The organism is Sporosarcina sp. NCCP-2331 (assembly GCF_023707945.1).
GTDB lineage: Bacteria > Bacillota > Bacilli > Bacillales_A > Planococcaceae > Sporosarcina > Sporosarcina cascadiensis.
The window spans coordinates 85,898-98,928 of sequence record NZ_BRCD01000010.1; the positions used below are offsets into that span (position 1 = coordinate 85,898).

The window sequence follows — 13,031 nt, forward strand, 5'->3', positions numbered from 1 at the left end:
AGCACATCTTTGCACTTCAAGTTGGCTCACCGAGGGCCCTCCGGAACGCGTCCGCCTGGAACGCAGGGGAACGGTCTCTTCCTACTTACCCTCCTATACTGAATAAACAATCAAGAAACGTTTGGCAAAGGACCAAAACACTATTGAAGTAAATTGATTTTTCATACTGCAATCTATATAATGGCCGTAATATTAAGTCTTGCGAATGGGGTGGCAATGTGACAAATCAAGATGCTTGTGACGTGACAATTGTGCACGAAGATGTAGTACGGAAAATACAGAAAGAGCTGCCGGACGTAAGGGAGATGGCAAAGATATTCAAAGCGCTTGCCGATGAAACACGTCTGCGCATCGCCTACTCACTTACGTTGGAATCTGAAATGTGCGTCTGTGATGTGGCTGCGGTGATTCAATCATCATCGGCAACTGCTTCTCACCACCTGCGTTATTTGCGTGAACATTCATTGGCAAAATCAGAAAGACGTGGGAAAATGGTGTACTATTCGCTAGCAGACAAGCATGTGGCTGATTTGGTGAAAATCGCGCATGAACATGCTGTGGAAGCAGAACAGACCATATGATACCTTGGCAGTAAATCGCTAGCCGCAATGCGAGTACGATGGAGGAATTTTGATGCGTTTACAAGAATGGACGATAGAGGAACAAGATTTATTGATTCAATTTATGACGACGAACTCCTGGCCGTACCATGATATCAGCCAGCCGGGTCAAGAGTTGCTGGAAAAGTCGATTGAAGAAGGCGGCTATGCATCAGATGATGTAAAGACCTTCTGGATTGAGAATAATGAAGATGAAAAAGTGGGAATCGTGAAGGTGTACGACATGCAGGAGGATGTGCCGCTGTTTGATTTGCGGATTGCCGATCGATACAGAGGTTATGGCTATGGTTCCCGCGCGTTGAAGAAACTGACGCAGTACGTGTTCGAACTGCCGGAAGAAAAGATCCGCATACAGGGGCATACAAGGCACGATAACGCGGCTATGCGTAAAGCGTTTGAACGTGCGGGATTCGTGAAGGAAGCACATTTGCGCCAGGCATGGTTTTTCCCTAAAGAAAACACCTATTATGATGCTGTGACATACGGCATGACGAGAGAAGATTATCTGGGAGGAACGACCACACCGGTTCACTGGGAAGATCGGGAACTCTATGAAAAGCGTATTCCGGATTTCAATGAACAGTTCACAACAGAACGTTTATCCTTGCGCGCGCCAGAATTACAGGACGCGAAAGATGTCTGGGAAGCCGTCTCCCACTCTATGCCCGCTTTGCGCCGCTGGACCGGCTGGGCGCAGCCTGATCTGACGATAGAAACTTCGGAAGAGCATGTCCGCCAGTGTGTTGCGGATTTCATCAGCAGAAATAAACTGATCTTCCATATCTATCTGAAGGAAACAGGTGAATTAATCGGCAGTGCCGGTCTGCATCAAATTGACTGGCGTATCCGCAAGTTCGAATTGGAATATTGGATAGATACAAGATTCGAAGGGCATGGATATATGACAGAGGCTGTAAAGGGACTTACGGATTTTGCTATGGAAGAACTGCAGGCTCAGCGAGTGGAATTTCATTGTGATGAAAAGCATAGTAAAGGCAGGGCGGTAGCGAAACGTGCCGGTTTCGAATTGGAAGGCATATTACGCAAAAATGCTCTCTCTGCTAACGGGAAAGACCTGTGCAATACATGTCTGTACGCACGGATTTCCTGAAAGCAGAAAGAGCATTAATTGATGTAAAACCAGTAGTTACTATACCGATCGTCTTCCGGTTAATAGTTGAAGGACAAAGATAATTCCTGCAATGATCAGAAGAATATGAATAAATCCGCCGCCGATTTTTGCAACCAGACCGATAACCCATAACGCTATAAGAACTACAATAACAAGCCATAATAAACGAGCCATTTTATATCACTCCTTTTCTTTGTTGTAATGTTAATTTACCCAAGCAACAGAATCCTAAACTTCCAAACATGGGTTCACGATGAAATGGCGGTCAAATAAGGAGGAGATGTTTTGGCTACACCGAGTATGGAAGATTACATCGAACAAATTTATTTACAGTTGGAAGCAAGAGGAGAAGCGCGTGTGTCAGATGTGGCAGAGGCGCTTTCTGTGCTTCCTTCTTCTGTTACGAAAATGGCGCAGCGGCTGGACAAAGAAGGGTATGTGCACTATGAACGCTATCGGGGACTTGTCCTGACAGACCGCGGTCTGCGTTTTGGTAAAAAGCTTGTACACCGCCATGAATTATTGGAACAGTTTCTGCGTATCATTGGGGTGGAAGAAGAAAATATCTATGGCGATGTCGAGGGAATTGAACATCATTTGAGCTGGAATGCCATGGACCGTATTACGGACTTAGTGGAGACGCTGCAGCAGGATCCGGAATTTATTAAGAAACTAAAAAGCAAAGCACTCTAGAAAGGATTATCCTATATGACACAACTACAAGCAGGAAATCGTGTGAAACTCGAGATCATTCGCCAAGAGGGATCGCGCTGGGTATTGAATGCAGACGGTGAAGAAATTTACCTGAATGTCTCTGAAGCACCTGATGCAAAGGAGCACGAAACGGTCGAAGTCTTTCTTTATATGAACAGAAGAGGCGAATTGACAGCGAGCGGACAGCTGCCCGACATAACGAATGATACATTCGGCTGGGCAAAAGTCATTCGTTTGGAACAAGAAGAAGGAGCTTATGTGGATATTGGTTCTTCATTTGAAGTGCTGGTGAACCGCGCAGACTTCCCGCGCCTGAAGAATCTTTGGCCACAGCCGGGCGATGAATTGTATATGACGCTGCGCAGCGATCCGGGCGGCAATTTATTCGGACGTTTAGTGACAGAAGAACGTGTGCAGGATCATTTTACGATTGCTGAAGAAAATCTGTACAATCAGAATATGAAAGCGAGAGCTTATCGCTTACTGCCGGTGGGCTCCTTCTTTTTAACGGAAGATCTGTACCGGATTTTTGTTCATGAATCAGAACGTCTGCAGGAACCGAGACTGGGTGAAGAAGTGGAACTGCGGATTATCGGAATGCGTGATGACGGTACGTTGAACGGTTCTTTGCTTCCAAGAAAACAGGACCGGCTGCAGACAGACGGGGAGCAGATTTTATCCTATTTGGAGCAGTCCGGCGGCAAGATGCCATTTACCGATAAATCGACGCCTGAAGAAATTGAAGAGATGTTCCAATTGAGCAAAGGCGCTTTTAAACGCGCGCTCGGGAAACTGATGAAGGAAGGCCGGATCGAGCAGCAAGACGGCTGGACGCACCGTAAATCATAAATCAGACGGAACTTTTTGGCTTGCCTCAACGTATCTATTGTAAGGAACAAGGAGGAGAGACCAAATGAAAAAAGGGTTATCATTTTTATTGGCCGTGATATTGATGGCGGGAATTGTAACTCCGACTGCTTTAGCGGATGACGTCATCAATGAAAAATTGGGTGTGCCAATCGTTGTATATGGCGCGAATCTATCTGAAAGTGAATTGGAGATCGTCAAGAAAGACTTGAAAACAGCGGAAGAAGCTGAAGTGGAAGAGTTATCAGTGGACGGCAATGATCTGATTAAATATATTCCTGGCGGCGACCGTAACGCGCGCATGTATTCTTCAGCGAAAATTACTCGCCAGGAAGAAGGCGAAGGACTGGTCATCAACATCGTGACGCCTGATAATATTACACAAGTCACTGCGGATATGTACGCCACAGCTATGCTGACAGCGGGTATTGAAGATGCCGTTGTGGAGGTAGCCGCACCGAAAAAAGTCACAGGTCATTCTGCACTGGTCGGCATCTATAAAGCCTATGAAGTATCGGGGGAAGTACTGGATACTGAACGTACCGATACAGCAAACGATGAGTTGAATCTTGCGACAAAGCTGTCTGAAAAAGCGGGCGTCGATAAAGACGAAGTGGCTAAACTGCTGACGGACATCAAAAAGCAAATTGCAGAACAAAAACCGGCTACAAAAGAGGATGTCGAAAAGATTGTCAATGAGCAATTGAGTAAATTGAATATCCAATTAAGCGATGCGGACCGCCAGTTATTAATTGACTTGATGGATCGGATTTCAAAATTGGACATTGATTTCTCGAAGCTGAATGAGCAGCTTTCCGATATGGCTTCTAAAATTAAAGACAAACTGGGAGATATTGATCCGAGCTTTTGGGAGAAAGTGAAAGAGTTCTTCAGGAATATGGCTGATTCGCTCAAATCATTGTTTAGTTAAGCGGTAAATGTGGTAGATTAAAGAATATGAGATGAAACTACAAAAGGAGAGATTTTGCATGAGTGAAAAAGACATGAATTTGCCCCAGGATTTCGGATTTGATCTTGTTGAACTGGGCGGACATAAATACGCGTACCAGCACAAAGAAAATGACAAAGTAACGGCTGAAATCGAATGGACAGAAGACAATGGCATCATGACAATGACACACACCTTTGTAGATGATTCATTGCGCGGTCAGGGGATTGCGAAAAAGCTTCTTGACCAAGCAGCAGAAAATGCACGTGAAAAGGGATTGAAAATGAAGGCGGTTTGCTCTTATGTAGTGAACGCATTCGACCGAAGTGATGATTATAACGATGTAAAAGCGTAAGCCAATTGTACTGAATGTCTTTCAGTAAGTTTTCTGCATCACTCTTTTGAAACCTTTTCATCTGCCTGTCGTATAGGTGATAGAAAAGCAAATTGGCAGAAAAGGATGATAGGGAAATGATTAATCGGACAGCAGAAAGAGTACTTTCAATTATAGCCGTAATTCTTACAGGGATCGGGCTCGTGGCGTCTGTATTTATTGCACTGTTTATGAGTGCAGCGGTATCAGAACCCGGATTTCAGGATGAAATGCGGCAAATCCTGTCCGGTGATGGTACGTTTACTCCATCTGAGGTAGATGTAATGATTGGAATGGTTGACTCATTCTATATACTTATTTGGATTGCTGTCATTGCAGCGTTCATCAGTCTTGTGTTGAACATTATCGGCACGATTAAGATTTGGAACAATTCCAGTCCAAAGGCAGCGGGTATTTTGTTCATTGTTGCGGGTTTATTTGGCGGAATTATCTCTTTGACATCGATTCTGCTCTATATAGCAGGTATACTTTGTTTCACGAAGAAACCGCCGATGGCACCCGAACCATTGCAAGATGACTATGCAGCTGCACAATCGACTTGGATGAATTAAAGACATAAAAAACCCATTCTCAGGAGAATGGGTTTTTATGTATAGGCAAGCTGATTTACTGGCAAGGAATAGTGGGCGGTGTCTACTGGAATTCCTTCAAATAATTCCGGGAAAGACTCAACGAGCACAAATCCGTGTTTCAGATAGAAATGCTGCAGTTCATTTGCGTGTTCATCAATATATACATCAATGCAAGTCGCTTGATGCAGAAGCTCTAACGCTGCATTAAGGAGTAATTCTTCATAGCCGCTATCCAAATGCGAAGGTAGGACGTGAAGAGCCGTTACTTCACATTCACCGTCTTCATCAATCGGCGTGTAGCTCAGATAGCCTACAGGGAGTCCCTGCAAGTCTGCAGCAATCAGTATAGTCGTTTTTTCCATCTGTTTACGTAACATCAATTCGGAATAGGAGCGGTCAATAAATGTCTCGAGCACTTCCGGCGGAATATGTTCTTGAAATATATAACGCCACGAGGTGAGGGCAATATATTGAACATCCTGTATATCATCTAACGTCATGTGTCTGATCATGGCCATCTCACTCCTAACTTTCTTTCTATACAGTATATCAAATTAGCGGTCTCAAAACTACGATGTCATGAAAATGAAATATACTATTCTGGCAATTTACCTAGCATACACTTGTTCCGTCTCAAGTTATAGAAGAGCTGCGTTACCTGCATTTACTTACTCTGTCACTGGCTTGACCTAAATAGGGCAGATAAGTAACTAACTCATATGGTTTACGTTTGAAAATACGACTGTCGGGTATATTAAGCATTAAGTAGATAAACACTACAATTAATCATGATGGAGGATGGTATACATGGCTAAAAAATCAAATGGATTATTAATGGCAACCTTGGCAGCTGGAGCATATGCATATTTCAGCAAGAAGGAAAATCGCGACAAAGCAATGGAAACAGTCGGCACATTAAAGGGCAAGCTGGATTCCTTTATGAACAATAATCAGCTGGTTGATCAATCGGCTGATAAAGTCGGTCATTCCGATCCCAATGATTTAGGCGATAACAATATGGTATCCGAGGGTGCACAGACAAGCGTGCATTACTACAATCAAGAGATACAGGATCCCGATAAAAAATCTTCAGAGAAAGACGGCCTCTATAAGAAACAGAAAAACACCTCAGACAATGAGCCACTCTACAACAAAGATGAATCCACTAAAGAAGCGGAGAAAGACTGAAAAACAAAATAAGCAATTTCTTACTAAAAGCGCCTCTTTTTAAGAGGCGCTTTAATCTATATATGTCAGTAAATATAGAAACAGTAGATAAAACTGGTTTATAAGGTAAAATGATTTACATATAACATTTCGTCATGACAATTGGACGATATAGAGCAAATGAGTGGAGTGATACTCATGACTGGTAAAAAGACAGAAGTCGTTAGTCTTGAACTGATCAGTGCTGCAGAAAAAGAAAACAGCACGAAAGAGGCTAAAACTTTCTTTCAACTTGAGGAACTGCTCCTAAAGCAAATTTTTCATTTGGAAAGAGAACAGGCCCGCAATACACTCAGAGAGATCCAATATATTTTATCATTGCATACTCCCGGATTTTCCGTCAAAGTAATACATTATTACTTTATAGTACTCTCTTCATTGGTTGCCAGACGATTGAAGAAAGAATCTATATTGAATGAAGAAAATGCGTTTACATTCAGCGGAACATGTATTGGATTAGTGGAAGAAAATTTAACTGCCGGGAACGCGCCCGAAATTGGTGATGAGTTAATTGAGTTTTTTCACTATGTCCTGAAAGAAAAAGAAGCACCTGCACTTTCGCACGAAACAGTAAATGGCGTGATTAAGTATATACATGAAAATGTAGAAAAACAGCTTATTGTCGAGGAAATAGCTAAACTTTTCAATGTGAGTACGAGCCATCTTTCAAGAATCTTCCGTGAATATACAGGTGTTACACTTGTCGAGTTTATCACTATTCGAAAGATCGAAGAAGTACAATACTATCTGCGCTTCACCGATCAAAAGATTGCGGAGATCGCAGAAAGGTTTCATTTTTGTAATCAAAGTTATTTTACCCGCGTCTTTAAAAAGTATACTGGTTTGACACCCCGGCGTTTCCGTAAAGATTTGAACGGAAATTACTTTCAATTTGAGGTGAAAAAAGATGATTCGCTGTAAATTTCACTCTTTTTGCTGTATACTTTTCTATAGTTTGAGATAGCGTAGGTGAAATCATTGAAGAAGAGAATAGGGCTTGTAAGTTTGTTGGCTATTACTGCTGTGTTTTTGAGCGGTTGTTCTGGAGTGGAAAATAAGACAGGGTTTTTCTACAGTACGTTTGTGCGCCCGATGGCGTGGCTTCTCCATTATCTTGGAGAAATGTTTAACGGAAACTACGGTTTCGCGATTATCCTCATTACAGTCGCAATTCGTTTAATCCTCATGCCTTTGATGCTGAAGAACTATAAAGCTCAACAAGAAATGAAAATAAAAATGGATGCGCTGCGACCGGAAATGGAAGATATCCAAAAGCGAATGAAAGTATCCAAAGAGTCGGAAGATAAAGAAGAGCAGATGAAATTACAGCAGGAAATGATGGGGCTTTACTCTAAACATGGAGTCAATCCGCTGAATATGGGCTGTTTGCCGCTTGTGATTCAGATGCCGATTATTATGGGACTGTATTTTGCGATCCTGTATTCACCGCCTGAAGTAAAGAACCATGAATTTTTATGGTTTAAATTAGGTGAGCCGGATATTATCATGATGCTTGTAGCAGGGGCTGTCTATTTCGTCCAGGCACGCGTATCATTATGGACAATGCCGGAACAGCAGCAAAAGCAAATGAAACTGTTTATTTACATGTCGCCGATTATGATTATGTTTATTTCTTATACCGTCATGGCCGCGCTCCCATTATACTGGGCAGTCGGTGGTTTACTGTTAATTTTCCAGACGTATCTGGGACGTAAATTTTATTATAAGCATGTAGATCCGCCAGTTGCTGAAGAAAAATAAAGACATGAAAGCTGGTGCATACCAGCTTTTTTTATCTGAATTCAGATAAAGGCGGATGTCTGAAGCAGAAAGGAAGACGCGTATGAAGGCAAAGTGGATCATGGGTGCAGCAATTGCAGCGTCTGCTGCTGTATCATTATATTTTATCATTAAGCTGAATCTGGAATTCGCCATTCTTTCCATGCTGATCATGTTCACATTAACGAATGCAGCACGCGCCGTCATGTATAAAAATCAAGGGCTTATAAAAGAGTCCAAATGGATGCTGTGGCTGTCGTTGTTCTTTGCTGCCGGGTCACTTGGCACCTTGATTTATATCTGGATGTTTTAACAATAAAAAGGAAAGGCCGTTTGTTTGGCCTTTCCTTTTATTTATCTGCGGGGGTAATCCGTTGCTTTGACCATAAAATGAGGAATAATGCCGCAACCGAGCATACCGCCATGCTCAGAAAAGCGTAGCGCGGCGACAGGTCGTACAGATAGCCAGCGGGAAATGTCAGGATTGCAACGCTGAGACTCATCGCAACAGCAGCATACACACCTTGTGCTGAGGCAATCAGCGAATGCGGCAAGTTTTTTGAAATATACTGGATGAAAGCAAAATGCGCCATGCCGAATGAGACGGAATGCAGTGCCTGCGTAGCGATAAAAACACTTGTTACAGGGAAAAGGAATATCGCAACCCATCGTACAGTAGATCCAGCAGCTGCAAGTAAAAAAACAGTAGAAGTTCTGACGTTTGCCAATAAACGATCGGCCTGTGTGAAAAAAAGTATTTCAAACAGGACAGCGATATTTAAAATAATACCGATATAAAATCCGTTGATACCCATATCATCCAAGAAAATAAAGCCGTAATTATAGTAAGAAGCATGGGCTCCTTGCAGCAAGATTGAAATGAAGAGTACTAAGACGAATGGTTTATTGGAGAAAAGAGACTTCAGCTGTCCTGAATTTGCGGCGGCAGTATTCTTTATAGGAGGCTGCTGCAGAGCAACAGGGGCCTGCCGGAAGAAAAACAATAAAGCTGCGGCCAAACCGGCAATCATCATATAAAGGATTGCCTGTTCATCCCAAACAGCCGTTGCGATACCGATCAGTAAGAGTGCAATAGTATAGCCAATTGAACCATAAGAACGGCTTTTGCCATAGTGAATACGTTCGCTCTGCATCAACAGCGAAGCGCCGCTTTCTACGCTCGGCAAAATAACAGGATATACTGCGCTGAAAAGAACAGTTAATCCGAATAATACATAAAAAGGGCTTTCAGGCAAATAGGACAAGGCGATGACGAAAGATAGAAGCGTTGTCCAGCGAATGACGCGCAGGAGTGACAGGTTCTGCATGGCAAGCGGGAATAAGAAGAATGTAGAAAACGACCGGGCAATCATGCCGGCGCCCATAATAATGCTCGCATCTGTAACGGACAAACCTTTTGCCGAAGTCAGCCAGCCTGTCCAATAAGGCAAGAAAATTCCCCACGTAAAGAAAAATACAAAAAAGCTCATAGAAAGCCAACGCTGATTGTTCAAATTTGATAACCTCGCAATAGATTTCATTAAATACTAGCTTAGAAAATACTAGCATAGACAGACGAAAAAGAGAAATGATGATACACTAGAGAAAAAGATAAAGCACAGATCTAATTTGTGCGGATAAGGGGAATTGTAGTTTGACAGGGGATTTAGAAAGAAAGCAGGGTAACAATTTATGAAAAAAAGAGGAAGATTCACGGCACGGAAACGCAGTAAAACAAATAAATGGACCAATATAATAGCAGGGATCATTCTACTAATTCTGGCTGGAAGCGTCATTTGGATTGGGGCGAACGGCTGGAACATAGGCACCGCGATTGAAAGTCTGAAAGGTGATCCAGACCGTCCAGATGAGTTTTTAGAAATTGAACCGAAACCAGAAGTGCCGAATACAGATGATATGGAAACAGACCAGGGAAAAACGGACGAAGCAACGAATACTCCGCTTAAGAAAATAGAAGAAGCACCAGCTGCACTGGAAGAAGACCTGAAAGACGGCGAGAAGCCGGAAAAACCGGATGAAGTACAGAAAAAGCCATCTAGCCCGACAGGTTACATTGAGGGTCAGGAACTTCCCAAGGAGCCGAAATACGTAAAAGGGGTATTGGTTGCGAATAAGCAATATCCGCTGCCAAAAGATTTTGCACCCGGTGAGAGTGAAGAAGCGAGAGCGGCGTTTGACGAATTAGCTGCCGCTGCAGTGACTTCAGGGATTAATCTGCAGGCATTCAGTACGTACCGTTCTTATGACTATCAAGTGACGTTATATAACCGCTATGTAGAAAGAGACGGGGAGAAAGCAGCTGATCGCTACAGTGCGCGGCCCGGCTATTCAGAGCATCAGACAGGATTGGCGTTTGACATTGGTGAAGTCAATCACGAAAAGCACTGGGCGTCTACTTCTTTTGGGGATACAGAAGCGGCGAGGTGGCTGGGGGGGAATGCCTATAAATACGGCTTCGTCCTCCGCTATCCTGAAGGCAAAGAACATATCACAGGTTATATGCACGAATCTTGGCACTACCGTTACGTGGGCAAGGATATGGCAGAGCAAATCTTTAAACGAAATATTACACTGGAAGAATACTTGGGAATTAGATAACCGAATAAAAAGCTGTCCGACATGTCAAGATGACAGACCGGACAGCTTTTTTTTATTATAAAATAGATCTGCATCAAAATCGGTTCTTGACAACTTGTCATGTATGTATTGCGAAAATCATGCTGCAGTTTAAACCCGCTTCGGCGCTGGGGGATTGCCTTACGCAGTGAGCCAGCTGGCGAAGAACGCGCCTCACTGCCTTAATTTCTGCAAATAGCGCAGAAATACGGCAAAGCGGACCCTTCGCTGTTCGCTTAGCAACGGCTAACTCCGCAGTTGCGCCTTCGCTGGTGTGTAGAATGTATGACATGTTGCTTTCTTACAGAGTAGCGTGTTGAGTTGATGTGTTACCGTTGCTCAACTTTACAAACGCATTGATCACAAAAACTTAAGCCTTTGCAGAATGATAAGTATTGCATGAAACACCTAACCTATCGTAATCATTTCAAATATGATGCTCATACTGCCTACTCACATACAAAGTATTAAAACACCAGCCAGTGTACCGCGGGCCCGCAAGACACGCGTCCGCCTGGAACGCAGGGAAACGGTATCCCTCCACTCCCATCCTGTCCTACGCAATCACAGTCAAATCTTAAACTGCTCATGAAATAGACTGTCAAGCACATGTTCTGGTGAAGAGCCTATAAAATAGGTGATAATAAACGGGAAACGGATTCTTTGACCTTAATGAAACGCTCGCGGTTGAGATAGTCTTCGTACGTCAGCTCGGTGCAGAACTGAATGTCCTTCTCGAAGATTTCCGCTAGTTCATGAGATTTTTCACGATCATAGATAAAGGCATTCACTTCAAAATTCAAACGGAAACTCCGCACATCAAAGTTTGCGGTTCCAACTGTAGACACTTTATCATCCACGACAATCTGTTTAGAATGGATAAAACCATTTTCGTAAATATATACTGTTGCCCCGGCCTTCAGCAAAAGACCGACATTTGAATAGGTCGCCCAATAAACAAACATGTGATCAGGTTTATTCGGAATCATAATGCGTACATCCACGCCTGATAGACAAGCAATCCGCAAGGCGTCCAGCACACTGACATCGGGGATGAAGTAAGGTGATTGAATATAGATATACTCTTTCGCCAAGAAAATCATTTTAAGATAACCGTCTTTAATATCTTCCCATTCAGAGTCGGGCCCGCTCGAAACAATTTGGACGCCGACAGTCCCTTTGCGCGGAATAGCCGGGAAAAAACGTTCGTCATATTGAACGTTTGTTTTTACGGCAGCCTGGTTCCAATCTAATATAAAGCGTGTCTGCATCGGATGCACAGCGCTTCCTTCCATTCGTAAATGCGTGTCGCGCCAGTACCCGAACTTCTTGCTTAAACCGAGATATTCATCGCCGACATTAAAGCCGCCGATATAGCCGATGCGTCCGTCGATAATGACGAGCTTGCGGTGATTTCGATAATTCAGCCGTGGATTGATCAAGGGCATGGTGGCAGGGAAGAAAGCCGCCACTTCTCCTCCGCTTTCTGTTAATTTATGAAGATGTTTGACGTGAAGGCCTCTGGAACCAATATCGTCAAACAGCATGCGCACCTTAACACCAGCTTTCGCTTTGCGGCATAAAACATCTACGATTCGCGTGCCGATGCCATCCAGACGGAAGATATAATACTGGATGTGGATATGATCTTTCGCATGCTCCAAATCTTCTATTAACGCCTCAAACTTATCTTTTCCATCCGAAAAAATCTGCACATCATTGTCCTGCGTAAGGACTGAATGATTGTTTTTTAAATGAAGATATATCATATCGTAATAATCTTCCGTGTCGGTCTTTAAAAATTCAAAGGACTCATCTTCTATCGCCTCTAGTTGATAATCGATAAGTTTCTCAATTCCAATCTTACTCCTGCCTTCCCAGCGGAATAAATGTTTTTCCCGGAGTTGGCGACCCAGCAATAAATAAATGAGGAATCCAAAGATTGGGATGAAAAATAAGACAAGGAGCCATGCCCACGTACTCGCCGGATCCCTGCGCTCGAGAAAGATTAAAGCAATTGCCAAAAAGATGTTGATGATCAGCGTACTTGTGATCATTATACTAATCACTTGCGTCATAAGCTTCCTCCCATGAACGTTATGCTATTCCTATAGTATAGCGGAGTTAGCAGGAAAAGAAA

16 protein-coding genes are annotated in these 13,031 nt (G+C 43.2%); 12 read left to right on the top strand and 4 right to left on the bottom strand.

What is annotated here, in order from left to right:
• Nucleotides 1–218 precede the first annotated feature (218 nt).
• Together NCCP2331_RS07855 and NCCP2331_RS07860 are read left to right on the top strand one after the other, a co-directional pair.
• Nucleotides 219–581 carry an ArsR/SmtB family transcription factor gene (locus NCCP2331_RS07855; RefSeq protein WP_153723192.1) on the top strand — a complete coding sequence of 121 codons (363 nt, stop codon included), beginning with the start codon at nucleotides 219–221 and terminating at the stop codon, nucleotides 579–581.
• Nucleotides 582–633: 52 nt separating this feature from the next.
• Nucleotides 634–1,731, top strand: a complete 1,098-nt coding sequence (locus NCCP2331_RS07860; protein WP_251669804.1) for a GNAT family N-acetyltransferase — start codon at nucleotides 634–636, stop codon at nucleotides 1,729–1,731.
• Nucleotides 1,732–1,770: 39 nt separating this feature from the next.
• On the opposite strand, the gene NCCP2331_RS07865 is transcribed toward NCCP2331_RS07860, so the two are convergent.
• Nucleotides 1,771–1,926 carry a lmo0937 family membrane protein gene (locus tag NCCP2331_RS07865; RefSeq protein WP_153723194.1) on the bottom strand — a complete coding sequence of 52 codons (156 nt, stop codon included), beginning with the start codon at nucleotides 1,924–1,926 and terminating at the stop codon, nucleotides 1,771–1,773.
• A gap of 111 nt (nucleotides 1,927–2,037) precedes the next feature.
• Here NCCP2331_RS07865 and mntR point away from each other — a divergent pair, with 111 nt between their 5' ends.
• The 5 genes from mntR (at nucleotide 2,038) to NCCP2331_RS07890 (ending at nucleotide 5,227) form a co-directional block, all read left to right on the top strand.
• Nucleotides 2,038–2,445 carry a transcriptional regulator MntR gene (gene mntR, locus NCCP2331_RS07870; protein WP_153723195.1) on the top strand — a complete coding sequence of 136 codons (408 nt, stop codon included), beginning with the start codon at nucleotides 2,038–2,040 and terminating at the stop codon, nucleotides 2,443–2,445.
• Nucleotides 2,446–2,460: 15 nt separating this feature from the next.
• On the top strand, nucleotides 2,461–3,315 hold the full coding sequence (locus NCCP2331_RS07875) for a CvfB family protein (protein WP_153723196.1): 855 nt from the start codon (nucleotides 2,461–2,463) through the stop codon (nucleotides 3,313–3,315).
• A gap of 64 nt (nucleotides 3,316–3,379) precedes the next feature.
• Nucleotides 3,380–4,264 carry a DUF1002 domain-containing protein gene (locus NCCP2331_RS07880; RefSeq protein WP_153723197.1) on the top strand — a complete coding sequence of 295 codons (885 nt, stop codon included), beginning with the start codon at nucleotides 3,380–3,382 and terminating at the stop codon, nucleotides 4,262–4,264.
• A gap of 58 nt (nucleotides 4,265–4,322) precedes the next feature.
• A complete protein-coding gene (locus NCCP2331_RS07885) occupies nucleotides 4,323–4,637 on the top strand; it encodes a GNAT family N-acetyltransferase (protein WP_153723198.1) in 315 nt (104 codons plus the stop codon).
• Between the two features lie 116 nt (nucleotides 4,638–4,753).
• Complete coding sequence (locus NCCP2331_RS07890; protein ID WP_153723199.1) at nucleotides 4,754–5,227, top strand: DUF4064 domain-containing protein; 474 nt, start codon at nucleotides 4,754–4,756, stop codon at nucleotides 5,225–5,227.
• Nucleotides 5,228–5,262: 35 nt separating this feature from the next.
• On the opposite strand, the gene NCCP2331_RS07895 is transcribed toward NCCP2331_RS07890, so the two are convergent.
• Entirely contained in the window at nucleotides 5,263–5,760 is a 498-nt protein-coding gene (locus NCCP2331_RS07895) for a GNAT family N-acetyltransferase (RefSeq protein WP_194841196.1), read from the bottom strand.
• A 295-nt stretch (nucleotides 5,761–6,055) separates the two neighbouring features.
• Here NCCP2331_RS07895 and NCCP2331_RS07900 point away from each other — a divergent pair, with 295 nt between their 5' ends.
• The 4 genes from NCCP2331_RS07900 to NCCP2331_RS07915 all read left to right on the top strand — a co-directional run bounded on the left by NCCP2331_RS07900 (nucleotide 6,056) and on the right by NCCP2331_RS07915 (nucleotide 8,567).
• Nucleotides 6,056–6,436: a hypothetical protein gene (locus tag NCCP2331_RS07900; RefSeq protein WP_228551132.1), complete on the top strand. Its 381-nt coding sequence runs from the start codon at nucleotides 6,056–6,058 to the stop codon at nucleotides 6,434–6,436.
• Nucleotides 6,437–6,613: 177 nt separating this feature from the next.
• On the top strand, nucleotides 6,614–7,396 hold the full coding sequence (locus NCCP2331_RS07905; protein WP_194841197.1) for a helix-turn-helix domain-containing protein: 783 nt from the start codon (nucleotides 6,614–6,616) through the stop codon (nucleotides 7,394–7,396).
• Between the two features lie 57 nt (nucleotides 7,397–7,453).
• Nucleotides 7,454–8,236: a membrane protein insertase YidC gene (yidC, locus tag NCCP2331_RS07910; protein WP_153723203.1), complete on the top strand. Its 783-nt coding sequence runs from the start codon at nucleotides 7,454–7,456 to the stop codon at nucleotides 8,234–8,236.
• 82 nt (nucleotides 8,237–8,318) lie between these two features.
• Entirely contained in the window at nucleotides 8,319–8,567 is a 249-nt protein-coding gene (locus NCCP2331_RS07915; RefSeq protein WP_153723204.1) for a hypothetical protein, read from the top strand.
• A 37-nt stretch (nucleotides 8,568–8,604) separates the two neighbouring features.
• Here NCCP2331_RS07915 and NCCP2331_RS07920 read toward each other — a convergent pair whose 3' ends face one another.
• Nucleotides 8,605–9,768, bottom strand: coding sequence for an MFS transporter (locus tag NCCP2331_RS07920; protein ID WP_251669807.1), 1,164 nt, complete (start codon nucleotides 9,766–9,768; stop codon nucleotides 8,605–8,607).
• Between the two features lie 178 nt (nucleotides 9,769–9,946).
• Between NCCP2331_RS07920 and NCCP2331_RS07925 the strand changes: the two genes are divergently transcribed.
• Nucleotides 9,947–10,873 carry a M15 family metallopeptidase gene (locus NCCP2331_RS07925; RefSeq protein WP_153723206.1) on the top strand — a complete coding sequence of 309 codons (927 nt, stop codon included), beginning with the start codon at nucleotides 9,947–9,949 and terminating at the stop codon, nucleotides 10,871–10,873.
• 644 nt (nucleotides 10,874–11,517) lie between these two features.
• Here the strand turns inward: NCCP2331_RS07925 and cls are convergent.
• Entirely contained in the window at nucleotides 11,518–12,969 is a 1,452-nt protein-coding gene (gene cls / locus NCCP2331_RS07930; protein ID WP_153723207.1) for a cardiolipin synthase, read from the bottom strand.
• Nucleotides 12,970–13,031 lie beyond the last annotated feature (62 nt).

Coding starts and splice junctions, on each gene's coding strand:
- NCCP2331_RS07860 (WP_251669804.1), top strand. CDS start 634: ATGCGTTTACAAGAATGGACGATAGAGGAACAAGATTTATTGATTCAA.
- NCCP2331_RS07865 (WP_153723194.1), bottom strand. CDS start 1,926: ATGGCTCGTTTATTATGGCTTGTTATTGTAGTTCTTATAGCGTTATGG.
- NCCP2331_RS07875 (WP_153723196.1), top strand. CDS start 2,461: ATGACACAACTACAAGCAGGAAATCGTGTGAAACTCGAGATCATTCGC.
- NCCP2331_RS07880 (WP_153723197.1), top strand. CDS start 3,380: ATGAAAAAAGGGTTATCATTTTTATTGGCCGTGATATTGATGGCGGGA.
- NCCP2331_RS07885 (WP_153723198.1), top strand. CDS start 4,323: ATGAGTGAAAAAGACATGAATTTGCCCCAGGATTTCGGATTTGATCTT.
- NCCP2331_RS07890 (WP_153723199.1), top strand. CDS start 4,754: ATGATTAATCGGACAGCAGAAAGAGTACTTTCAATTATAGCCGTAATT.
- NCCP2331_RS07895 (WP_194841196.1), bottom strand. CDS start 5,760: ATGATCAGACACATGACGTTAGATGATATACAGGATGTTCAATATATT.
- NCCP2331_RS07900 (WP_228551132.1), top strand. CDS start 6,056: ATGGCTAAAAAATCAAATGGATTATTAATGGCAACCTTGGCAGCTGGA.
- NCCP2331_RS07905 (WP_194841197.1), top strand. CDS start 6,614: ATGACTGGTAAAAAGACAGAAGTCGTTAGTCTTGAACTGATCAGTGCT.
- NCCP2331_RS07915 (WP_153723204.1), top strand. CDS start 8,319: ATGAAGGCAAAGTGGATCATGGGTGCAGCAATTGCAGCGTCTGCTGCT.
- NCCP2331_RS07925 (WP_153723206.1), top strand. CDS start 9,947: ATGAAAAAAAGAGGAAGATTCACGGCACGGAAACGCAGTAAAACAAAT.
- cls (WP_153723207.1), bottom strand. CDS start 12,969: ATGACGCAAGTGATTAGTATAATGATCACAAGTACGCTGATCATCAAC.